The sequence below is a fragment of the Stenotrophomonas sp. NA06056 genome, assembly GCF_013364355.1.
GTDB lineage: Bacteria > Pseudomonadota > Gammaproteobacteria > Xanthomonadales > Xanthomonadaceae > Stenotrophomonas.
Window position 1 is genome coordinate 2,521,355 of the sequence record NZ_CP054931.1, and the last position, 19,849, is coordinate 2,541,203.

Annotated in this window: 24 protein-coding genes and 1 other RNA gene; 15 read left to right on the forward strand and 10 right to left on the reverse strand. The window is 65.8% G+C overall.

Annotation, left to right across the window (positions count from 1 at the left end):
• Positions 1–11: 11 nt before the first annotated feature.
• Positions 12–1,076 carry a heat-inducible transcriptional repressor HrcA gene (gene hrcA / locus HUT07_RS11160; RefSeq protein WP_089240450.1) on the reverse strand — a complete coding sequence of 355 codons (1,065 nt, stop codon included), beginning with the start codon at positions 1,074–1,076 and terminating at the stop codon, positions 12–14.
• A 115-nt stretch (positions 1,077–1,191) separates the two neighbouring features.
• Between hrcA and recN the strand changes: the two genes are divergently transcribed.
• A complete protein-coding gene (gene recN / locus HUT07_RS11165) occupies positions 1,192–2,853 on the forward strand; it encodes a DNA repair protein RecN (RefSeq protein WP_176021008.1) in 1,662 nt (553 codons plus the stop codon).
• Positions 2,854–2,990: 137 nt separating this feature from the next.
• On the opposite strand, the gene HUT07_RS11170 is transcribed toward recN, so the two are convergent.
• Positions 2,991–3,908 (reverse strand): LysR family transcriptional regulator, encoded by a 918-nt coding sequence (locus tag HUT07_RS11170; protein WP_176021009.1) that lies wholly within the window; start codon positions 3,906–3,908, stop codon positions 2,991–2,993.
• Positions 3,909–4,005: 97 nt separating this feature from the next.
• Here HUT07_RS11170 and HUT07_RS11175 point away from each other — a divergent pair, with 97 nt between their 5' ends.
• On the forward strand, positions 4,006–5,250 hold the full coding sequence (locus HUT07_RS11175; protein ID WP_176021010.1) for an SGNH/GDSL hydrolase family protein: 1,245 nt from the start codon (positions 4,006–4,008) through the stop codon (positions 5,248–5,250).
• Between the two features lie 57 nt (positions 5,251–5,307).
• Here HUT07_RS11175 and fur read toward each other — a convergent pair whose 3' ends face one another.
• The gene (fur, locus tag HUT07_RS11180; protein WP_100552275.1) at positions 5,308–5,715 is read right to left on the reverse strand and encodes a ferric iron uptake transcriptional regulator; all 408 of its coding nucleotides are present in this window, start codon (positions 5,713–5,715) and stop codon (positions 5,308–5,310) included.
• Between the two features lie 103 nt (positions 5,716–5,818).
• On the opposite strand from fur, the gene bamE reads away from it, so the two are divergent.
• The gene (gene bamE, locus HUT07_RS11185) at positions 5,819–6,214 is read left to right on the forward strand and encodes an outer membrane protein assembly factor BamE (RefSeq protein WP_025878864.1); all 396 of its coding nucleotides are present in this window, start codon (positions 5,819–5,821) and stop codon (positions 6,212–6,214) included.
• 36 nt (positions 6,215–6,250) lie between these two features.
• Here the strand turns inward: bamE and HUT07_RS11190 are convergent, their stop codons facing one another.
• A complete protein-coding gene (locus HUT07_RS11190; protein WP_176021011.1) occupies positions 6,251–6,508 on the reverse strand; it encodes an RnfH family protein in 258 nt (85 codons plus the stop codon).
• 3 nt (positions 6,509–6,511) lie between these two features.
• Entirely contained in the window at positions 6,512–6,937 is a 426-nt protein-coding gene (locus HUT07_RS11195) for a type II toxin-antitoxin system RatA family toxin (RefSeq protein ID WP_080149115.1), read from the reverse strand.
• A gap of 57 nt (positions 6,938–6,994) precedes the next feature.
• Between HUT07_RS11195 and smpB the strand changes: the two genes are divergently transcribed.
• Entirely contained in the window at positions 6,995–7,498 is a 504-nt protein-coding gene (gene smpB / locus HUT07_RS11200; protein WP_025878861.1) for an SsrA-binding protein SmpB, read from the forward strand.
• An 85-nt stretch (positions 7,499–7,583) separates the two neighbouring features.
• Here smpB and HUT07_RS11205 read toward each other — a convergent pair whose 3' ends face one another.
• Positions 7,584–8,156 (reverse strand): hypothetical protein, encoded by a 573-nt coding sequence (locus HUT07_RS11205; RefSeq protein ID WP_108264897.1) that lies wholly within the window; start codon positions 8,154–8,156, stop codon positions 7,584–7,586.
• A gap of 141 nt (positions 8,157–8,297) precedes the next feature.
• Positions 8,298–8,729, reverse strand: a complete 432-nt coding sequence (locus HUT07_RS11210; protein ID WP_176021012.1) for a GNAT family N-acetyltransferase — start codon at positions 8,727–8,729, stop codon at positions 8,298–8,300.
• Between the two features lie 161 nt (positions 8,730–8,890).
• On the opposite strand from HUT07_RS11210, the gene ssrA reads away from it, so the two are divergent.
• The 10 genes from ssrA (at position 8,891) to HUT07_RS11260 (ending at position 16,836) form a co-directional block, all read left to right on the forward strand.
• Positions 8,891–9,283, forward strand: a transfer-messenger RNA (tmRNA) gene (ssrA, locus tag HUT07_RS11215).
• A gap of 156 nt (positions 9,284–9,439) precedes the next feature.
• Entirely contained in the window at positions 9,440–9,814 is a 375-nt protein-coding gene (locus tag HUT07_RS11220) for an NINE protein (protein WP_176021013.1), read from the forward strand.
• A 124-nt stretch (positions 9,815–9,938) separates the two neighbouring features.
• Entirely contained in the window at positions 9,939–10,415 is a 477-nt protein-coding gene (locus HUT07_RS11225) for a hypothetical protein (RefSeq protein ID WP_176021014.1), read from the forward strand.
• Between the two features lie 116 nt (positions 10,416–10,531).
• Positions 10,532–12,538 carry an alpha/beta hydrolase gene (locus HUT07_RS11230; protein ID WP_176021015.1) on the forward strand — a complete coding sequence of 669 codons (2,007 nt, stop codon included), beginning with the start codon at positions 10,532–10,534 and terminating at the stop codon, positions 12,536–12,538.
• A gap of 65 nt (positions 12,539–12,603) precedes the next feature.
• Positions 12,604–13,584: a hypothetical protein gene (locus HUT07_RS11235; protein WP_176021016.1), complete on the forward strand. Its 981-nt coding sequence runs from the start codon at positions 12,604–12,606 to the stop codon at positions 13,582–13,584.
• A 78-nt stretch (positions 13,585–13,662) separates the two neighbouring features.
• Positions 13,663–14,535 (forward strand): glyoxalase III HchA, encoded by an 873-nt coding sequence (gene hchA, locus HUT07_RS11240; protein WP_176021017.1) that lies wholly within the window; start codon positions 13,663–13,665, stop codon positions 14,533–14,535.
• Between the two features lie 5 nt (positions 14,536–14,540).
• Positions 14,541–15,245, forward strand: coding sequence for a PA1136 family autoinducer-binding transcriptional regulator (locus tag HUT07_RS11245; RefSeq protein ID WP_176021018.1), 705 nt, complete (start codon positions 14,541–14,543; stop codon positions 15,243–15,245).
• An 86-nt stretch (positions 15,246–15,331) separates the two neighbouring features.
• Positions 15,332–15,562, forward strand: a complete 231-nt coding sequence (locus HUT07_RS11250; protein WP_089241262.1) for a hypothetical protein — start codon at positions 15,332–15,334, stop codon at positions 15,560–15,562.
• Between the two features lie 41 nt (positions 15,563–15,603).
• Positions 15,604–15,846 carry a hypothetical protein gene (locus tag HUT07_RS11255; protein WP_176021019.1) on the forward strand — a complete coding sequence of 81 codons (243 nt, stop codon included), beginning with the start codon at positions 15,604–15,606 and terminating at the stop codon, positions 15,844–15,846.
• A 135-nt stretch (positions 15,847–15,981) separates the two neighbouring features.
• Positions 15,982–16,836 (forward strand): endonuclease/exonuclease/phosphatase family protein, encoded by an 855-nt coding sequence (locus tag HUT07_RS11260; RefSeq protein ID WP_176021020.1) that lies wholly within the window; start codon positions 15,982–15,984, stop codon positions 16,834–16,836.
• An 18-nt stretch (positions 16,837–16,854) separates the two neighbouring features.
• Here the strand turns inward: HUT07_RS11260 and HUT07_RS11265 are convergent, their stop codons facing one another.
• Positions 16,855–17,118, reverse strand: a complete 264-nt coding sequence (locus tag HUT07_RS11265) for a hypothetical protein (RefSeq protein WP_176021021.1) — start codon at positions 17,116–17,118, stop codon at positions 16,855–16,857.
• A gap of 140 nt (positions 17,119–17,258) precedes the next feature.
• Between HUT07_RS11265 and HUT07_RS11270 the strand changes: the two genes are divergently transcribed.
• On the forward strand, positions 17,259–17,636 hold the full coding sequence (locus HUT07_RS11270) for a VOC family protein (RefSeq protein WP_176021022.1): 378 nt from the start codon (positions 17,259–17,261) through the stop codon (positions 17,634–17,636).
• Positions 17,637–17,679: 43 nt separating this feature from the next.
• Here the strand turns inward: HUT07_RS11270 and HUT07_RS11275 are convergent, their stop codons facing one another.
• On the reverse strand, positions 17,680–19,101 hold the full coding sequence (locus HUT07_RS11275) for an efflux transporter outer membrane subunit (protein ID WP_025878845.1): 1,422 nt from the start codon (positions 19,099–19,101) through the stop codon (positions 17,680–17,682).
• A complete protein-coding gene (locus HUT07_RS11280) occupies positions 19,095–19,832 on the reverse strand; it encodes an SDR family oxidoreductase (protein WP_089240412.1) in 738 nt (245 codons plus the stop codon). Before HUT07_RS11280 ends, HUT07_RS11275 begins: the two co-directional genes overlap by 7 nt.
• Between the last annotated feature and the right edge of the window lie 17 nt (positions 19,833–19,849).

Sequence of the window (19,849 nt, forward strand, 5' to 3'; positions counted from 1 at the left end):
GATGCTGCGTTTCAAGCGTCCGATGCACCGGGACTTCGTCCACCGGGCGAAAAGGCCGCACCGAGCACATCGGCGGTGGCCTGCACCAGCGGGATCATGCGGTCGTAGGCCATCCGTTTCGGCCCGATCACGCCCAGCACGCCCAGTACCTGGCCATTGGCGGTGTACGGCGCGGTGACCAGCGAGACGCCCTGCAGCGGCACCACGCCGGTTTCCTCGCCGATGAAGATGCGCACGCCGGGGGCCTGGATGGTCCGTTCCAGCAGCTGCAGGATCTCGCGCTTGCTGGAGAACAGCTCGAACAGCTCGCGCAGGCGCTCCAGGTCTGACAGGTCCTGCACCCCCATCAGACGGGTCTGGCCGGCCACCAGCATGTCATCGGCCGGCGGCTGCAGGGCCTGCTCGGCCAGCTCGATGCTGTGCGCCAGCACCTGCTCCAGCTCGGACCGCGCGTCGCGCAGCTCCAGCAGCAGGCGGGTGCGGATCTCGGCCAGCGGCAGCCCGGCGAAGTGCGCATTGAGGTAGTTGGCCACCTGCTCCAGCTGCCCGGGTGCGAAGTCCTGGCGGGTCTCGATCACCCGGTTCTGCACCTCATTGTCGGCAAACACCAGGATCGCCAGCACCCGGCGCCCGTCCAGCGCCACGAAATCGATCTGGCGGAACGCAAACTGCTCGCGGCGCGGTGCGCTGACCACGCCAACGAAATGACTCATCGCCGACAGCAGCTCCGAGGCACTGCCGAGCAGCGCCTGGGTACTGCCGCCTCCAGCCAGCTCCTGACGCAACCGGGCCAGCTCGCCTTCGCCCGGCGGCTGCATCTGCAGCAGGCTGTCGACGAACACCCGATAGCCATGCGCGGTCGGAATCCGGCCCGCCGATGTATGCGGCGAGGCCAGCAGGCCCAGGTCTTCCAGGTCACCGAGGATGTTGCGGATGGTGGCCGGACTGACCTCCAGGCCGGCCACGCGCGCCAGCGTCTGCGAACCCACGGGCTCGCCATCCTGGATGTAGCGCGCGATCAGCGTGCGCAGCAGGTGCCGCGCACGTGGCGCAAGTTGGTCGGGAGAACCGTGCATGGAATCAACCTGTGAGACAGGGACATTAGATAATGGCGGCGCATCCCCTTGGCAAGTCATTGGACGACCCCGCCGCGCGTGCTAGCGTTGCGCGGCTGCAGACACCCCCTTACCCATGCTCAGACATCTTTCAATCAAGGATTTCGCCGTCGTCCGCGCCACCGAACTGGAGTTCGGGCCGGGCATGACCGTGGTTTCAGGCGAGACCGGCGCAGGCAAGTCGCTGATGGTCGACGCACTGGGCTTCCTGTCCGGCCTGCGCGCCGACAGTGGCGTGGTCCGCCATGGCGCGGCCCGGGCCGAACTGTCTGCCGAATTCGCACTGGACCAGCTGCAGGCCGCCCGCCAGTGGCTGGCCAGCAATGAGCTGGACGATGACGACCAATGCCAGCTGCGCCGGGTGATCCGCGCCGACGGCGGCTCACGCTCGTGGATCAACGGCCGCCCGGTCACCCTGGCGCAACTGGCCGACCTGGCCGGCCTGCTGGTGGAGATCCATGGCCAGCACGAGCAGCAGGCCCTGCTGACGCGTCCGTCGCAGCTGGCCCTGCTGGACGCCTACGCCCGCAACGAAAGCGAACGCCGCCAGGTGCGCCGCGCTGCCGCCACCTGGCAGGCGCTGGTCGATGAATCCCTGGCACTGTCGCAACAGGGCGATGTGAGTGACCGCATCGGCTTCCTCGAACACCAGCTGCGCGAGCTGGACCGTGAGGATCTGGAGCCGGAGTCGATTGCCGCGCTCGGCGCCAGCCATCGCCGCCAGGCGCATGCCAGCGCGCTGTTGAGCGCCTGCCAGGCGGCTGCGGACCAGCTCAACGGTGACGAAGGCCACTCGGCACTGGATCTGCTGCAGCAGGTGCGGCATGAACTGGCGAGGGTCGCCGAACATGACCCGCGCCTGGGCGACGTCGACGCCTTGATCGACAGCGCCTCCATCCAGCTGCACGAAGCCCTGGCCCTGCTCGACCGCGTGCATGACGACCTGGACGCTGATCCGGACCAGTTCGAAGAAAACGAGCGCCGCCTCGGCCGCCTGCACGATCTGGCACGCAAGCACCGCGTGCCGATGGACGAGCTGGGTACGCAGCGCGAGCGCATGCACACCGAAGTGGAGCAGCTGCGCGGCGCCGACGAACGCCTGCAGCGGTTGGCTGGCGAGATTGAAAAGGCCGCAGCAGCCTGGCGTGTCGAGGCCGCAGTGCTGACCACCAGTCGCCGCACCGCGGCTGCCGAGCTGTCGGCCACCACCACCGGCATCATTGCCGAGCTGGGCATGGGCGGCGGCCAGTTCCTCATCGAACTGGAACCGCAGGACAACGGCAAGCCGGACCCGCAGGGCGCCGAGCGCATCGAGTTCCTGGTGGCAGCCAATGCCGGCCAGCCACCGCGCGCGTTGCGCAAAGTCGCTTCCGGTGGCGAGCTGTCACGCATTTCGCTGGCCATCGAAGTCGCCGCGCTTGACCTCGATGCGGTACCGACCATGGTGTTCGACGAAGTCGACTCCGGCATCGGTGGCGCGGTGGCCGATATCGTCGGCCAGAAGCTGCGCGCCCTTGGCGAGAAGCGTCAGGTGCTGTGCGTGACCCATCTTCCGCAGGTTGCCTCCAAGGGGCACGCGCACTACCGGGTCAGCAAAGCGCCGGTGGAAGGCATGACCCAGAGCGCGGTGGAAAAGCTCGACACCAAGGCGCGCGAGGAAGAACTGGCGCGCATGCTGGGTGGCGTGGAGGTGAGCAAGGAAGCCCGCGCCGCCGCACGCAAGCTGTTGCAGGTGTAGGCCCCTGCACGCCTGCTGGCGCGCGTGAATCGCGGGCATTCATCCACGCATGGCGTGGATCTACAGGAATCTCCCGAACGGAACCGACGTGTAGAGCCGAGCCCATGCTCGGCTTCCGCGCGGCAGCGCGGCGCATGTCACCCCAGCGGTCGCGCCAGATCCACCGTCTCCACCAGGAAATCGAGGAACGCGCGCACGCGCAGTGGCAGGTACCCCCCCTGCCCCAGGAACACGGCATGCACCTCTTCCAGGTCGCCCGGGTTGGCGTCCTCCAGTACCGGCAACAACCGCCCTGCGGCGATGTCGGCCTGCACCTGGAATGCCGCCAGCCGGGCCATGCCCAGCCCGCCCAGCACCAGCTGACGCAGTGCATCGCCATTGCTCGCGCGGGCATTGCCGCTGGGCAGCACCCGCTGCTGCTGGCCATCCTGCAACAACGGCCAGCCCTGCACCGACCGCGCGTGGCCGATATCCAATCGGTTGTGCGCCAGCAGCGCGTCGACGTTGCCCGGCAGTCCATGTCGTGCCGCATAAGCCGGTGCCGCCACGATCATCATCCGCGTTGCACCCAGCCGGCGCGCGACCAGGCTTGAACTCTTCAACGGGCCGGCCCGCACCGCCACATCGGTGCGCTGCTCCAGCAGATCGATCACCTCGTCGGTCAAGGTCAGGTCCATACCGATCTGCGGGTGCCGCTGCAGGAACTCCGGCAGCAGCGGCAACAGGAAGTGCTGGCCGAACGGCACGTTGGCATTCACCCGCAGCCGCCCGCGCGGCTCGGCGTGGGCGCTTGCACAACGCTCGGCCTCTTCCAGATCAGCCAGCACCCGCAGGCCGCGCTCATAGAACGCACAGCCCTCCGGGGTCAGCTGCAGCTGGCGGGTGGAGCGCTGCAGCAGGCGCGTACCCAGCCGCTGCTCCAGTCGGGCAACGAGCTTGCTGACCGCCGACGGCGTCATCTCCAGACTGCGGGCGGCGGCGGAAAAGCCGCCGGTTTCTATTACCCGCACGAACACTTCCAGTTCGCCGGATCGGTTGATGTCGGTGCGTGCCATTTCAGTGAATCTGGTTCACAGATGATTATCCATGCGCAGTCTAGTTCACAGATAGCGCCGGACGCACCATGGCCGTCCCTCCCATCGGGTCATTCCCATGAACCGCCTGAGCCAACTGACCGCCACCGCCCTGCTGGCCCTGTCCGGTACAACCATCGCGTCACCTCCCCCGCACTGGGTCGCCAGCTGGCAAGCCAGCCCGCAGCCGGTGTGGGGCAGCGACTTTCTGTTCCCTACCCTCATCCCCGGCCAGCTGCAGGACCAGACCTTCCGCCAGAACGCCCGCCTCAGCCTGGGTGGGCCGCGCCTGCGGATCCGGCTGAGCAATGCCTATGCCACCCGGCCGTTGCGGATCGGCGCTGCAAGTGTGGCCGCACATATGGGTGACACGCCGCGGCCGCTGCGCTTCAACGGCCAGCCCGGGGTCGTGATCGCGCCGGGGCAGGACCGCCTGAGCGACCCCCTGTCCCTTCCCACCGCTGATCGGCAGGCCTTGCAGGTCAGCGTCTATCTGCCCGAGCGCACACCGCTGCAGACCTTCCATTGGGACGGTCGGCAGACCAGCTGGATTGCCCCGGGTGACCAGCATCGGCTGCCTGCATTGCATGGCGCCAGCAGCACCACGGCCCGTCTGCTGTTGTCGGGTATCGACGTCGAGGCACCGGCCAGCGCGCGCAGTGTGGTGGTGATCGGCGATTCGATCACCGATGGCGCCACCGCCAGCCTCGACCAGGACCAGCGCTGGACCGATCACCTCGCCACGCGGCTGGCGCCAGAGGGTGTGGCAGTGGTCAATGCCGGCATCTCCGGCGGCCGCCTGCTGCGCGATGGCATGGGCGAATCGGCGCTGAAGCGCTTCCAGCGTGACGTGCTCGACCAGCCCGGCGTCGCCAGTGTGATCGTGCTGATCGGCATCAACGACATCAGCTGGCCGGGCACGGCCTTTGCCCGCGACGAGACGAGGCCGACCCTGGCCGAGCTGCAGGCCGGCTACCGCGACCTGGCCGAACGCGCCCATGCCCGTGGCCTGCGCATCCTCGGCGCCACCCTGACACCGTTTGCCGGCGCCCTGCCCGGCACCCCGCTGGACGACTACTACGCCCCCGACAAGGACGCCCTGCGCCAGCAGCTCAATGCCTGGCTGCGCACGGGCGGGCCGTTCGACGCGGTGATCGACCTCGACGCCGCCCTGCGCGATCCGTCCGATCCCTCACGGATGGCGGCTGCCTACGACTCCGGCGACCACCTGCACCCGGGCGATGCGGGGAACCGGGCGATGGCCGAGGCAGTGGATCTGGAGGTTCTGCTGGGTCCATCCACGCACGGCGTGGATCTACGGTGACAAACGAAAAACCCCGGGCATGCCCGGGGTTTCGTCGCAATCAGCTGGGTGCGGGGCTTACTTGCGCTTCTTGCGCACGTACAGCACCAGAGAGTGCTCTTCCAGCTCGTAGCCGTGATCGGCGGCGATCTTGCGCTGCAGCTCTTCGATTTCGGTACTTTCGAACTCGATGATCTTGCCGCTGTCCACGTCGACCATGTGGTCATGGTGGCCGCCGCGGTCGAGTTCGTAGACGGCCTGGCCGCCTTCGAAATTGTGCTTGAGCACGAGGCCGGCGGCCTCGAACTGGGTCAGCACCCGATACACCGTGGCCAGGCCGATCTCGTCGCCATGCTCCAGCAGCTGGCGGTAGATGTCTTCGGCGGTCATGTGGTGCTGGGCATTGCGCTGCTCGAGCAGCGCCAGGATCCGCATCCGCGGATGGGTCACCTTCAGGCCGACTTTACGCAGGTCGTGGGTTTCCATAGGTCTCCGTTCATTGGCGATTTAGCGCCAGCTGCCTCGGATTGGGTCGCGGTGGCACGCCGGGAGTGTATCATCGGATTGATTTCCCCAACCGCCAGTCCCGATGCGCAATCTCCTGTTGGTCGCCGCCGTCGCCTTGTCCACCACCGGGTGCGGCATCATCTACAAGCAACCCATCTACCAGGGCAACCTGATCCGGGAAGATGCCGTGGCCAAGCTGCAGGTCGGGCAGAGCAAGCAGCAGGTCACTGCCCTGCTGGGCACCCCGTCGGTGCCGGATCCGTTCCACGCCCAGCGCTGGGACTACACCTCGACCGAGCGCGTGAACCGCCTGGGCCGTACCGACGTGAAGAATTTCGTCGTGTACTTCGAAAATGATGTGGTCACCCGCTGGGATGGCGATTACTTCCCGGCCAACGACAAGGCCCTGGCCCAGCAGACCGTGCGCCAGTTCGGCCGCAACCTGCCGAAGGACAAGAAGAAGAAGGGCGGCCGCTGAGCCACCCTGCCCGTCCTTCGGGACGGGGCTTGAGGATCATCCGCCGCGCGCGCGTCGCCGGCGGTTGTCCTTCGGGTCGGCCTGCAGGCCGCGCAGCAGCTCCACGCGATCGCCATCCAGCAACACCTGCTGCGGCCGCGCCAGTACGCCATGCACCGCAGCAGCCGGACAGTCGGCACTGCCTTCCAGCCCGGCCGCTGCCACTGCATCAGCCACGGTCGCGCCTTCCTGCAGCTGCAACCGGCGCGACAGCACCCGCTGTGGCCAGGCCAGCACGACCTCGACCTCGATCATCGTTCAGTCCTCGTCGGCGACGCGGACGAAATCGTTGACCATCCGGTCGGCCAACCCCTGGAAGCCGATCGCCAGCGCCGGACCCAGCAGGCGTGAGCTCGGTTCGAAGTCCAGGGTAAGGGTGACCTTGCAGGCATCTTCAGCCAGGGCATGGAACTCCCAGCGGCCGTGCAGTTGCTTGAACGGCCCTTCGCGCAGCTGCATGTCGATGCTGTGCGGACGTTGCAGGGTGTTTTCGGTCTGGAACCAGGTGCTGAACGAACCCAGGCCCAGGTCCAGGCGCGCGACCAGCCGGTCTTCACCCTGCTCGAGGATGCGGGCGTCGGAACACCAGCGGAAGCGGCGCGGATAGGCCTGGACGTCGTTGACCAGATCGAACATGCGCGCGGCCGAATGTTCGACCAGGGCACTGCGGCGGATAGTAGGCATGAATACAGGACGCTTCGGCAATCGACCGGGCGGGCCCGAATCGGAGACAATACGGAAATGAGCAAGAACACCGGCAAGGATAAAGCAAAGAGCGCGACGGCCAACAAGACCATCGCGTTGAACAAGCGTGCCCGTCACGAGTACCACATCGAAGACCGCTTCGAAGCCGGCCTGGCCCTGCAGGGCTGGGAAGTGAAGTCGATCCGTGCAGGCCGCGGCAACATCGTCGACGCCTACGCCTACGTGAAGGATGGCGAGATCTTCCTGATCGGCGCGCAGATCACCCCGCTGATCCAGGCTTCCACCCACGTGGTGGCCAACGACCGCCGCGAGCGCAAGCTGCTGCTGCACCGGAGCGAGATCGACAAGCTGGTCGGCAAGGTCGAGCGCGATGGCTACACGATCGTGCCCACCGCGATGTACTGGAGCAAGAACAAGATCAAGCTGGAAGTGGCGCTGGCCAAGGGCAAGCAGACCCACGACAAGCGCGATGCGGCCAAGGATCGTGACTGGGCGATCGAGAAGCAGCGGGTGATGCGTCGCGGCAATCGCGACGCGTAAACGCTACGCTCTTGTAGAGCCGAGCCATGCTCGGCTTCGGCAAAAGAAGGCAGGCGAGCGCAGGCTCGGCTTTACAAGGCGCGGATCAGCCCGCCAGCAGGCCCTGCCCGCGCAGACGCGGTGACAGCGCCGCGTGCATCACCGCCAGGTGCATCACCACCGACAGCTCCGGCGCATGGCGATCATCACCGGCACGCCACTGCTGCGCCAGCCGCGCGGCGTCGACGGGCAGCAAGGCCAGCAGTTGCGCATCATCCAGCGCATCGGCGGAGGCCTGCAGCTGTCGGGCCAACTGCCGCGACTGCCACACGTGCACGCCGATGCTGAGGCTGGCCAGCGACATCAGGGTCAAGGCCAGACCATGCTCGAACCATTGTGAAAGCACGTCCGGGCCCCACAGCAGCGCGGCCAGCACAGCCAACGCCGGCAACCGCCAGCCCAGCCAATGAAAGCGGCCACGCCGTGGCCAATGCACCACCACCGCACTGGCAATCAGCGCGGCGGCAGCGGTGGCCGGCAGCTCGGTGGCCCAGGTTCCCGCCAGCAACACCGCCAGCACCGCCCAGACCCAGCCGGGCGGCAGCGCCCGCCGCTGGTAATCAGCCCCTACCGGGCCAACCAGCTGACGCAGGCTGCGTTGTTGCATTGCTTCGGTCACCGGCCGTCTCCGTCTCTGTGCTGGCTCGAATGGTCGTGGCCAGTGTGTCGCAAATTCGTGCCAACGACGTTAGCAATCCGCTATGACGGTGGCTCTACAACATGTTGCGGATTGACGTGACGACGGCTGGGCGTCTGCCGTTCAAGCGACAGAAAGGTCCTTGCTGAGGAAGACCCGGCTGGTGCCCGGCGGATCGCAAGGGACCTGGCCGAATACGGTCCAGCCATGCTTCACATAGAAGTCTGGTGCCTGGAAACTGATGGTGTAGAGCACGGCGGAACGGCAGCCTCGCCTGCGCGCTTCCTGTTCGGCAGCGGCAAGCATCTGCGAGCCCAAACCGTTGCCGCGGCGTTCGGGCGGCAGGTAGAACAGGTCGATGAACAACAGGCCCAGCGAGGTGCGCCCGCTCAGGCCCCCGACCACCTCGCCGCTGGCTGGATCGGTGGCCAGCACGGCCAGGGTGCGACGATCGGCATGGCCGGCGGCCTCCAGATTGAACTGATCCAGGCCATTGGCGATCAGCTCCAGCGCCTCGATAGCGGGTGCGTCGGTCACGGCGATTTCGAGCTGCATCCTGTCCTTTCCTTGGCGAATGTTGGAGCCGTCGATGTTAGCAAGCAGCCCACGGGCCGGGTGACTGTTCAGGATTTTTGGCGTAGCATGTGCAGTGTTAGGCGGGTGCTGATCGTGGCAACACGAAACAGGCCTTGTACCTTGCAGTACTTGAAGAAACCGGGGGTGCATTGGTTTCGACGGGGGTTGTGAAGTCGCCTGGCGCATGCCGAGGGGGTAGCTTTCCTCGTAAATCCAGCTGCAAAACTCTAGTTGCCAACGACGACAACTACGCTCCGGTCGCTCTCGCAGCCTAAAAACTGCGGTGCGTGACCTTCTGCCGACTTAGGCGGAGCCTCGAAACTGCTTGTGTCCATGCTCGCAGCGTAGAGTCATTATCATGGAATCGCGCTGGGCGGCTGCCTGTCAGTCCGGCACAAGAACACAACAGGCTGGTTCCCGGGTGCGCTTTGCACGCCGTGCTGCTCGGGGATGAGATTCAACGGTGAGCTAAGCATGTAGTGCTGGGGATGGAGTGCCTTCGGACGGCGGTTCAATTCCGCCCACCTCCACCATTTGTACCGCCCTTCGGGGCACGAAAAGCCAGATCTCCCGTCGATTGGGGTCTGGCTTTTTTGTTGGCTGCTCTCCGGCCGTTCCAGATTTTGCGGGCAGCGCCGATACTGCCCGTTGGACCGGCGGATAATCCGCCCAGGACAGGGAGCAGAACGATGGCGTTGGTGAATTGTGTGGAGTGCGACCGCGAGGTCAGTGACAAGGCAACCGCCTGTGTGGGCTGCGGCGCCCCGGTCGGATCGCCCCTGCCGTCACCGCCACCGCTGCGTGCGGGACAGGTCTACGCCGCTCCGCATGCACAACCGCAGCCTGTCGCCCGTACCCGCGTTGCCTACATTCTGCTGGGCCTGTTCCTGGGCGGTTTGGGCATCCACAACTTCTATGCCGGCTACCACGGTCGCGGCATCGCCCAGCTGCTGATCACCTTGTTGCTGGGTTGGCTGATCATCGGCGTGGTCATCACCGGGCTGTGGGCGCTGATCGAGGTCATCACTGTCGATACCGACGCGACCGGTGTACGCATGGTGTAAGCCTCGCGCGAGCGGTGGCGGCCGCCGGATCTTGCCCGGCCAAGCCGCCCTCCCCCACACTCCGGGCACGCGAGGGGCTGACAGCACGTCCCCTCGCTCCCCGCGAAACACGGAAGGAACTGCAATGAACACGCCCCTGATCGCCCTGCTGCTGGGCCTGGCCTCAAGCACCGGCGCACTCGCTGCTGCCCCCTCCGCGCGGGCAACCGGCACCACCTCCCTGGAAGCCCTGCTGGCCTGCAAGGCGGGTTCCGATTTCACTGAGTCACAGGTGGAGCAGGCATTCCATGACGCCGGCCTGAGCCGCGACCCCGGCAGCGTGTTCGAGCCGAAGGACACGCCGGTGGCGCTGTTCGGTGGCACCGTAGCCAGCGCGGATGTGAGCATTTCCAATCCTTACAAGAGCCTGCATGTGTATTTGAAGGGCGTCGATCACCAGCGTTTGGCCCAATCGTGGGGAGTGACGACGGTCAACGAGGCGGCCGAGACCGAAGCACCCTCTTACCTCAAGAAGGTTGATGCCAGGCACACGCTGCATGTGGGGGCCGGTGACGACTACGAGGGTTATTCGGCTGCGGTGACCTGCCAGATAGAGGGGTGATCTGCAGGGAGATCAGCTGATGGATGGTATGCGCCGGGCACGGCCCGGGGTTGCCGGAGCCCTGCTTCCGCGTTGACACGCCTGCCGCTAGAGTGGCGCCAGCGCAGGGAGTCCTCATGGCAAGAACTGGCACCGGTTTCATCGGCCGCACCACCTTCGTCCTCATTGCCCTGCTCACCCTGAGCGGATGCGCGACGCTGCGCCAGTTCGGCCCATCGGTGCAGGTGGGCACGGTCACGCCGGGCCAGTACATCGCGCTCAAACGTGGTGACATCCTCACCAGCGGCAAGCTCAGCGCAGCCACGATGGAGACCCTGCGCGTGGCAGGCCTCGACGAAGGCGCCTGCGCCAAGCCGGGCCTGCCGTGCATCGAGGCGATGGAGGCCAGCATCGTCGTCCGCGAGGAAGACAAGCGCTCGTCGCTGGCCGAGCTGTGGGTGCAGTACGCGATGACGATGCCGGCGCCGAAGCGCGAATCGGCGTCGGTGGCGCGCAGCAAGACCGCAACCGCCCAGCCCGACCCGACCTTCCAACCACGCCTGGATGCGTGGATGCAGATCGCACGGCAGTCCTATGCGTACCTGTTCTTCACCGAACGCACCGCCAACCAGCGTGGCTTCGAAGACCGCCAGACCCAGGTTCGCGACTACTACAATCTGGCCGTGCAGGAATCGGCCGTTCTGCTGTTCGATGCCTATTCGAGCAAACAGGTGCGCAACGACAACGGTCGATTCCAGCTGGGCCGCTGGACCTTCGTGCTGGCACCCGCCGACGATGGCGCGGCCGCGGACACACGCGAACCGATCGAGCTGGTACCAGCGGCATCGATGTCCTTCACCGGCACGCTGCGCAGCGTGCATCGTCGCGATGGCTTCGGCGCCGAACTGGTGGCGGTGATGGCCGACCCGGCCAGCACCGGGCTGGCGGCGGCCGCTGCAGGCACCGCACAGGCGGCCGAGCGCGACTGGAGCGAGATGCCGTCGCCGTCGATGACCGTGCTGCTGCGCTTTTCGGGCAAGAACCTGTGGGAGGTGTTGCACGACGACGAGCCGGAACTGGAGATCCACGACCCCTACCAGGTGGCGGTGGTGGAACTGCACGGCGAGCAGGTGCCGCTGGCGGCCAACTTCACTGCGGGCTACGCGCTGTGGCTGGCCCGCTCCAACTTCAGCCGGCAATCGCTGCGTTCGCTGTTCGGCGGCAAGGGCGGCATCGACAAGCCGCACCTGTTCATGATGCAGCCGTACGATCCCAAACGACGCGTGCTGCTGATGATCCATGGCCTGGCCAGCAGCCCGGAGGCGTGGGTCAACGTGGCCAACGAGCTGATGCGCGACGATGAGATCCGCGGCGACTTCCAGATCTGGCAGTTCTACTACCCGACCAACATGCCGATCGCACTCAGCCATGATGAGATCCGGCGGATCCTGCATGAGGCACTGCAGCACTTCGATCCGAGCGGCCAGGCGCTTGCCTCGCAGAACATGGTGGTGGTCGCCCACAGCATGGGCGGGGTGATTTCGCGGCTGATGGTGTCCTCCTCGGGTGACCATCTGGTCGACACCCTGTTGGCGACCGCACAGATGACCCCGGCACAGCGCGAACTGCTGCGCACGAAGGGCGCACCGGTGTTGACATTCCAGCCGGAGCCCGAAATTTCACGGGTAGTGTTCATCGCTACCCCGCATCGCGGCACCGATGTTGCCGGCACGCGCCTGGGACGCTGGCTGGGACGCTTCGTGCGCCTGCCTCTGACCGTGCTGGAAGACGTTGCAACGCTGGCAAACGACGGCAAGGTCGAGCGCAACGATGACAAGCACGGCTACCAGATGAACAGCATCCAGAACCTGGACAAGGACGATGCCTTCGTCAAGGCCGTGGCCGATCTGCCGATCTCGCCGAAGGTGCGTTACCACTCGATCATCGCGCGCTCCAAGGCAGAAGGCCCGCTGGAAAAGACCGATGACGGACTGGTCCCGTACTGGAGTTCGCACCTTCCCAATGCCGTCTCGGAAAAGGTGATCGTGTCCGGTCACAGCGTGCAGGAAGCTACGCCGGCCATCGTCGAACTTCGCCGGATCCTCCATGAGGACATGGAGGCGCATCCGCTGCCAGCAAAGTAGTGCACGAAATCCAGCAACCGTGGCCCGCGTTTTCCCGACCGGGCCACCGACAACGAGGCAATGGAATGCATATCTCAACACTGGTCGAGCTGCTCGGCAGCAAGGGCTCTGATGTCCGTCTGCAGGCATGGTTCGCACAGCACGGTATCGGCAAGCCGCCGGCCACGATCAGCGCGAACCAGGGGCAGAAGTCAGTCAAGGACAAACGCCACGACATGGAGTTCTACTTTGCCTTCGACATCATCAACGATCGCTTCTATCCACCCACCAGCGGAGCGCGTGGCAGCCTGCTGAGCCACTTCAAGTCCGCCACCCTGTTCAGTCGCCGCCCCAAGGGCAATCCGCCAAAGCCCGAAGGCTTCTGGGACGGATACGTGCAGCCTGCAGCGACACTCCAGGACTGCCTGGCGTATTTCAACGGCGTGATGGAAGAGTTTGGCGATACCGTCTACTTTGAAAAGCCGCTGACCGGGGACGTGGAAATCAAACTCTGGTTCTGCAAACGCAGGCAGCGCGTGGACACCATCCAGCTCAATCTGTGTGAGGACCGCGAGTTCATCAGCCATCATGATTTCGACCCTGGCAATGAACACAACACCACCCCGCAGGCGGCAACGCTGGTACTGAAGTGGCTGTTCGATCGCCGGCACCTGCGGGTGCCGAAGGCACTGTACGAGACAGGCCTGGAGGATGATCACCAGGCGATCCTGCGCTTTGCCGATCAACATCTTGGCAACCACGTCTGGGCAGGCCAGCTTCACGATTCACCTGCGCTGCGCAGCGTGCTGGCCCACACCAGGACCACCCGCCCCCTGCAACTGGACAACGGCAGCTCCCTGCACCTGTTCGACAAGTGGCTGTACCTGAAGGCAGGTAGGGTATGGGAACGGCATCAGGCCCTCTACAACGACGACACACTGGCGGACTGGGGTGCGAGCGTGGATGCGTTCGAGCGTGCAGTAGTGCTTGATGCCACGCAGCGACAAGCTTTCCTGGCACTCCTGGACGATGCCTACCTGCGCGTTCAGCAAGCGCGGCCGGCCTGATCGCATTGGGGGAAATCCCTCATCGTGCGTACGCATCGGGATGTCTAAGCTGACGACTCTCTTCCGCAGGAGGTTCACATGAACACGTCAGAGCCCAGCCGTCAGCCCAGCCCCGATCCGGCCGAGCGCGATGCGTTTTTCCCCTCGCCGTATTCGTTGTCCCAGTTCACCTCGGCAACCACCGATCTGTCCGGCGCGGATTATCCCGATGCCCGTCGTGACGGACGCTGGAAGGTGCTGATGATCGCTGCCGACGAGCGTTATCTGCCGACCGCCAACGGCCACCTGTTCTCCACTGGCAACCATCCGGTGGAGACCCTGCTGCCGATGTATCACCTGGACAAGGCCGGCTTCGAGATCGATGTGGCCACGCTGTCCGGCAATCCGGTGAAGTTCGAATGGTGGGCCTTCCCGCGCGAGGACCGCGAGATCGGCGGCCTGTACGAGCGCTACGAACCACGCTTCCGCCAGCCCCGGCAGTTGGACGATGTGGTGGCCGCGCTGGACGCCGGTTCGGACTATGCCGCGGTGTTCATTCCCGGGGGGCACGGCGCATTGATCGGCCTGCCGGAAAGCCGTGCGGTGAAGGCCGCCCTGCAGTGGGCGATGGACAACCAGCGCCACATCATCACCCTGTGCCACGGCCCTGCCGCGTTGCTGGCGGCCGGCGTCGATGAGGCCAACGGCGGTTCATTGTTCCGCGGCCATCGGATCTGCGCGTTCCCCGACGCGCTGGATCGACAGACCCCGGATATCGGCTACATGCCCGGGCAACTGCCGTGGTTCTTCGGTGAGCGCCTGGCCCAGCAGGGCGTGCAGATCGTCAACGAGGGCATCGATGGCAGCGTGATGCAGGACCGCCTGCTGTTGACCGGCGACAGCCCGCTGGCAGGCAATGCGTTGGGCAAGCTGGCCGCGCGTACTCTGCTTGATGCGTTGGCCACGCGCTGATCGACATGGACAGCGTCGTGCCGTCATTGCTGGTGCTGGAACGCGCACGTTCGCTGGCGGCGGTCGGCGCGTTGCTGCGCAGCATCGGCGCGCCGCTGGGCTATGACCGCACGTTGATGTTCGCCACCGGCACCGATCTGGAACGCGGCGCGCAGCGCCTGTACTGGATCGAGGGCGATTGGTTCGGGGATGGCACCAGCACTGACGTGGCGCACTATCTGCATGCGTGCCCGGTCAATCGCCATGTGCTGGACAGCGATGCGCCCTTCTTCTGGAGCAAGCAGCAGGGCATGCGCGGCGAGCGCTACCAAGTGGTGAAGCAACCACGCGGCGAAGGACTGCACGGCCTGCAGGTGCCCGTATTCGGTGCGACCGGGTTGGAAGGGGCGGTCAGCTGGGGCGGGCGCACGATCGACGCATCTCCATCGGCACGCTTGCTGCTGGAGCTGATCGGCGCCGCCGCCTTCCGTGCGGCGCATCGGCTGTCTGTCGCCCCGGCGGTTGTGCCTGCTGGCGCACTCAGCGCGCGCGAGCGTGAGGTACTGCGTTGGGTTGCCGCCGGTCGACGCCAGGCTGACATCGCTGCCACCTTGGGTCTGTCCACGCGCACGGTGGAAAACCACCTGCGCAGAGCACGCCAGCGGCTGGGCGTTGCGACCACCGCGCAGGCAGTGCGGGCGGCCGGCCGACGGGGTGAAATCGGAGACTGAACGAGGCGCGACACTTCCGGCTGCTGCGGTCGCATGCTAAACAGGCCAGGCGCATGTGCGCGATTGCAGAAGCAAGGATGATGCTGATGAAACTGCAACTGGCCTCGATGGCCGCATTGATGTTGATCGTGGGCAGCATGGCGACGATGGGGGACGCACACGCAGACCCCTCGGGTGGCGACATCTGCGTACCAGTGAAAATGGGCCCCCACTATCACCAGCGCTGCGAAACCCACGGCGTCGACGAGAACGGAAATCCCTATACCTGGGTGTACTGGATCGACCAGAACGGCCAGTGGTACCTCCCGGCGGACTGATCTGGATTGGACACCGACTACGACTACAAGGAGTGTGATCAATGACGCTGCACAATCGAATGACCGCTTTTTCCTTCGCTGCGGCAGTGGCACTTGCTGTGCTGGCCCCTTCGGCCCCAGCCCATGCCGCGGAGGTGGTTGGATTCGAGGAAGAGTGCGTCCCGTTCCGCGCTGGATTCGGTATCCACCAGCGCTGCATTGCGTATGTGATCTATGACGACGGCACCCGTGAAGCCAGCGACCACTACAACCGCGACGAGAACGGGATGATGTACGACCCCTGATCGCCCAGTAGCATCTGCCGGGCGGTCGCACGCCGTCCGCCCGGCCCTTGCAACCGCCCATCCCGGCATACCGCTGCCCTTGCCTTCCGTGGCATCCTCCATGAAACCGCTTTCATGGAATGGAGGGATTCCACGATGTTGTCACGCTTCCGCACGCCCGCGCTCTGCGCACTCCTGGCCTTGGCACTGCCTGCCGTTACCTGGGCAGCCTCGCCCGCACCGTTGAAAGTGATGTCCTTCAACGTGCGTACGCCCGCCGACACCGACCCTGGCAAGCGCTGGGAAGACCGCCGCGATGCGATGGTCAAGGTGATCCAGCAGGCGCACCCGGCAGTGATCGGCACCCAGGAACTGGTGCTGGAGCAGGCGAACTACCTGGCCGAGCACCTGCCCGACTATCGCTGGTTCGGCGAAGGCCGGCGCGGTGGCAGTGGCGACGAACACATGGGCGTGTTCTACGACAGCAAGGTGCTGGCGGTGGAAGAGTCCGGCAACTTCTGGCTGTCCGATACGCCCGAAGTCGCAGGCAGCATCAGCTGGGGCAACCTGTTCCCGCGTATGGTCACCTGGGCCGTGTTCCGCCGCTTGGACGACGGTCGCCGCTTCTGCTTCATGAACACCCACCTGCCCTACCGCGACGAGGACGAGCCGCGACGCATCAAGGGTGCCGAACTGATCGCAGCACGCGTAAGTACATTGCCTGCCGATCTGCCTGTGGTGCTGACCGGTGACTTCAACAGCGAACCGGGCGGCGGCACCTACCAGGCCTTCACCCGCGTACTTCAGGACACCCGTCGCCAGGTCAAGTCGCCGCAGGGTCCGCGGTTGACCTTCCACAATTTCACGGGAACGGCGACCGCCGAGCTGGACTGGGTACTGGTGCGCGGCTTCCATGCGCGCAGCTTCCTCACCGATGACCGCCGCATCGAGGGCGTGCTGCCCTCCGATCACTTCCCGCTGGTGGTAGAACTGGACTGGCCGAAGCACTGAGCAGTGCAGCGACTCCCGCTACGGCGGTGGTCGCTTGCCCAGCAGCCGATACAGCGCCTGATGCTGACTGCGCGCCTGGCAGATGCGTGCGCCGACGGCCAGGAACACGGCAACGCCGACAAGGCCAATACCCAGCATTGAATCGGGCAGGCGCAGGAAACCGATCACCGCGGCCATTGCGGCGAGCACCAGCAGCATCACCACGGCAACTGACAATCCGGCCCCGGGCGGACCGGGATCGCCCAGCAGCGTCCGTTGGGCCGACTGCTTCTGTTCGCTCATGTCCCGTGCTCCCTTGGCTTTTCCCACTAGTTACACGGTGGACGGTGCTTCCGGCAGAGTCAGAAACGTCATGACGGTGAGAACGCGCGAGGCAACGCACGCGCTACCCTGCCCACACCCTCATTGAGCGGAGACGGCACATGGCCCATCGCAGCCGACTGGCCGGATTCATCATCGATTGCCAGGACACGCCTGCCGCAGACAGCGCACGCTTCTGGGCCGCTGCGCTTGGCCTGCAGGCGGAACCGCCCCGTGCCGAAGGCGACGCAGAGTACGCCGACCTGACAGGTGCGCCGGCAGGCTTGAATGTGGAGGTTCAGCGGGTCGATCACCCGTCGCGGGTGCATCTGGATATCGAAAGCGACGACATCGATGCCGAGGCCGAAAGGCTGGAAAAACTCGGCGCCCGCCGGATCGGTTTCGTGAAGCGCTGGTGGGTGATGGAAGCGCCCACCGGTCATCGTTTCTGCATCGTGCGCATGCGCGATCACGATGCGCCGGCCAACGTCTGGCCATAGCGAAAAGAAGGGGACGGAAGCTGATGCTCCCGTCCCCTGCCGATCAGCGCGCCTGGGCCACGCTCGGCGCCTGCGGTGACTGGCCCCAGCCACCGAGTGCCTTGTACACACCTACCACGCTGACGTTGACCTCCGATTCGGCGGCCGCCAGTGCATCATCGGCCACCAGCTGCGTGCGCTGCGCGTCCAGCAGGGTCAGGAAGTCTTCCGAGCCCTCGCGGTAGCGGATCTGCGCCAGCGATTCGGCACGCCGTGCCGCCTGCGCCTGCTCGACCACGATCGCCAGCCGTGCCTGCTGCTTGGAATAGCGGGTCAGCGCGTTTTCGGTGTCTTCCAGTGCCAACAGCACAGCCTGCTCATACTGCGCGGCCACGCCTTCGGCCTCGGCCTTGCTGGCACGCAGACGTGCCTTGACCGTGCCGAAGTCGAAGGCCGCCCAGCTCAGCGACGGGGTCAGCGACCAGGCCTTGTTGTTGCCGTTGACCAGCCCGCTGGCATCGCCGCCGAGGAAGCCGACGAAACCAGACAGCGACAGCCGCGGGAAGAGATCGGCGGTGGCGACACCGACACGCGCGGTGGCGGCAGCCAGGCGACGCTCGGCCACCCGCACGTCGGCACGCTGACGCAGCAGCTCACGGGTATCACCCAGCGGCAATGCCTTGGCAAACGCCGGCACTTCGTGCGGTGCAAGCATGGCGGTCAACACTTCCGGGCGCTGCCCAAGCAGCACGGCAAGCCGGTTGCGCGACTGCGTCTCGGCCACTTCCAGCAGCGGGATGTCGGCCTCGATGGCCTTCAAGCGTGCGCGGCTGCTCTGCACGTCCAGCTCGCTGCCGGCACCCAGTTCCCAGCGTGCCTCGGTCAGCCGCTGCGTATCGCGCAGGTTGACCAGGGTGCGCTGGGCTACCGCGATGCGCTTCTGGGTGCCACGCAACTCGAAGTAGTTGCGTGCCACTTCGGCAGCGATCAGGACCTGCGCGTCGGCGAGGTTGGCCTGCTCGGCATCCAGGTCGGCACGCGCGGCCTCTGCAGCGCGGCGCTTGCGGCCGAACAGATCCAGCTCCCAGCCCGCATCGAAGCCGAGCTGGTAGCTTTCACTGAACACCCGCTGCCCACCCAGCTGCGGATCGGGTTGCTTGCGGCGGTCGTAGCTGCCGCCAGCGGTAACGTGTGGTGCCTGGTCGAAGCGGCTCTCGACGAACACTGCACGGGCCTGGCTGACGCGGGCGACAGCCACGCGCAGGTCCAGGTTGTCCGACAGCGCGCCGTGCACCAGTTCTTCAAGCACCGGATCATCGAACTGTGCCCACCAGCTGGCCACCGGCGAGGTGGTGCTGAACACCGGCTGCTGCGCGCCCTGCAGGACGACGGGCTCCTGCACCGGTGCCTTGTAGTTGGGACCGACGCTGACACAGCCCGCCAGCACCAGGCTGGAGACGGCCATCGCCAGGGTGCGGATCACCATGGCAGCACCTCGCCCAGGTAGGTGAAGCTGCCGCTGGCGCCGGACTCGCCGATCAGCGACATCTGTACGCTGGAGCGTGCGCCCTCGGCGATTTCGATCTCGCCGTTGCCACCGTTCATATCGGTTTTCACGTAACCGGGGTGCACGGTGTTGACCTTGATCGGGGTGCTGCGCAGTTCATGGGCCAGGGCCAGGGTCCAGCTGTTCACCGCGGCCTTGGACGCGTTGTAGGCCGGAATCTTGAAATCGTAGATGCCCGAGGTCGGGTCGGCATGCAGCGTCTGCGAGCCCAGCATGCTGGAGACGTTGACGATGCGGCCGGACTTGGCCTGCTTGATCAGCGGCAGGAAGGCCTGGGTCACCGCCACCAGCGCGTACACGTTGGTATCGAAGGTGCGACGCCAGGTGTCCAGCGACTGCTCCGACGGCAGCTGTGCCGGGTTCTCGATCATGATGCCGGCGTTGTTGACCAGGATGTCCAGACGGCCGTGGCGCTGGCGCACCTGCTCGACCGCTTCGGCGATGCTGGCGCCATCGTTGACGTCCAGCTGCAGCGCCTCCACCGGCAGGCCCTCGGCCTGCAGCTTCAGTGCCAGTTCGACGGCGGTTTCGCGCTTGCGCCCGGCCAGCAGCGTGTGTACGCCGGCCTGCGCCAGCTGGCGCACGGTTTCCAGGCCGATGCCGCGGGTTGCGCCAGTGACCAGCGCGATCTTGTTCTGATGGGTGTTCATGGATTCATTGCCTTGGT

What these genes read in the sequence shown, in the direction of transcription:
- HUT07_RS11255 (WP_176021019.1), top strand. Translation starts at nt 15,604, where the DNA reads ATGACGCTGCACAATCGAATGACCGCTTTTTCCTTCGCTGCGGCAGTG.
- HUT07_RS11270 (WP_176021022.1), top strand. Translation starts at nt 17,259, where the DNA reads ATGGCCCATCGCAGCCGACTGGCCGGATTCATCATCGATTGCCAGGAC.
- HUT07_RS11225 (WP_176021014.1), top strand. Translation starts at nt 9,939, where the DNA reads ATGAACACGCCCCTGATCGCCCTGCTGCTGGGCCTGGCCTCAAGCACC.
- HUT07_RS11170 (WP_176021009.1), bottom strand. Translation starts at nt 3,908, where the DNA reads ATGGCACGCACCGACATCAACCGATCCGGCGAACTGGAAGTGTTCGTG.
- HUT07_RS11235 (WP_176021016.1), top strand. Translation starts at nt 12,604, where the DNA reads ATGCATATCTCAACACTGGTCGAGCTGCTCGGCAGCAAGGGCTCTGAT.
- HUT07_RS11260 (WP_176021020.1), top strand. Translation starts at nt 15,982, where the DNA reads ATGTTGTCACGCTTCCGCACGCCCGCGCTCTGCGCACTCCTGGCCTTG.
- bamE (WP_025878864.1), top strand. Translation starts at nt 5,819, where the DNA reads ATGCGCAATCTCCTGTTGGTCGCCGCCGTCGCCTTGTCCACCACCGGG.
- HUT07_RS11265 (WP_176021021.1), bottom strand. Translation starts at nt 17,118, where the DNA reads ATGAGCGAACAGAAGCAGTCGGCCCAACGGACGCTGCTGGGCGATCCC.
- fur (WP_100552275.1), bottom strand. Translation starts at nt 5,715, where the DNA reads ATGGAAACCCACGACCTGCGTAAAGTCGGCCTGAAGGTGACCCATCCG.
- HUT07_RS11230 (WP_176021015.1), top strand. Translation starts at nt 10,532, where the DNA reads ATGGCAAGAACTGGCACCGGTTTCATCGGCCGCACCACCTTCGTCCTC.
- HUT07_RS11250 (WP_089241262.1), top strand. Translation starts at nt 15,332, where the DNA reads ATGAAACTGCAACTGGCCTCGATGGCCGCATTGATGTTGATCGTGGGC.
- HUT07_RS11175 (WP_176021010.1), top strand. Translation starts at nt 4,006, where the DNA reads ATGAACCGCCTGAGCCAACTGACCGCCACCGCCCTGCTGGCCCTGTCC.
- HUT07_RS11280 (WP_089240412.1), bottom strand. Translation starts at nt 19,832, where the DNA reads ATGAACACCCATCAGAACAAGATCGCGCTGGTCACTGGCGCAACCCGC.
- recN (WP_176021008.1), top strand. Translation starts at nt 1,192, where the DNA reads ATGCTCAGACATCTTTCAATCAAGGATTTCGCCGTCGTCCGCGCCACC.
- HUT07_RS11220 (WP_176021013.1), top strand. Translation starts at nt 9,440, where the DNA reads ATGGCGTTGGTGAATTGTGTGGAGTGCGACCGCGAGGTCAGTGACAAG.
- HUT07_RS11195 (WP_080149115.1), bottom strand. Translation starts at nt 6,937, where the DNA reads ATGCCTACTATCCGCCGCAGTGCCCTGGTCGAACATTCGGCCGCGCGC.
- HUT07_RS11190 (WP_176021011.1), bottom strand. Translation starts at nt 6,508, where the DNA reads ATGATCGAGGTCGAGGTCGTGCTGGCCTGGCCACAGCGGGTGCTGTCG.
- hrcA (WP_089240450.1), bottom strand. Translation starts at nt 1,076, where the DNA reads ATGCACGGTTCTCCCGACCAACTTGCGCCACGTGCGCGGCACCTGCTG.
- HUT07_RS11245 (WP_176021018.1), top strand. Translation starts at nt 14,541, where the DNA reads ATGGACAGCGTCGTGCCGTCATTGCTGGTGCTGGAACGCGCACGTTCG.
- smpB (WP_025878861.1), top strand. Translation starts at nt 6,995, where the DNA reads ATGAGCAAGAACACCGGCAAGGATAAAGCAAAGAGCGCGACGGCCAAC.
- HUT07_RS11210 (WP_176021012.1), bottom strand. Translation starts at nt 8,729, where the DNA reads ATGCAGCTCGAAATCGCCGTGACCGACGCACCCGCTATCGAGGCGCTG.
- hchA (WP_176021017.1), top strand. Translation starts at nt 13,663, where the DNA reads ATGAACACGTCAGAGCCCAGCCGTCAGCCCAGCCCCGATCCGGCCGAG.
- HUT07_RS11275 (WP_025878845.1), bottom strand. Translation starts at nt 19,101, where the DNA reads ATGGTGATCCGCACCCTGGCGATGGCCGTCTCCAGCCTGGTGCTGGCG.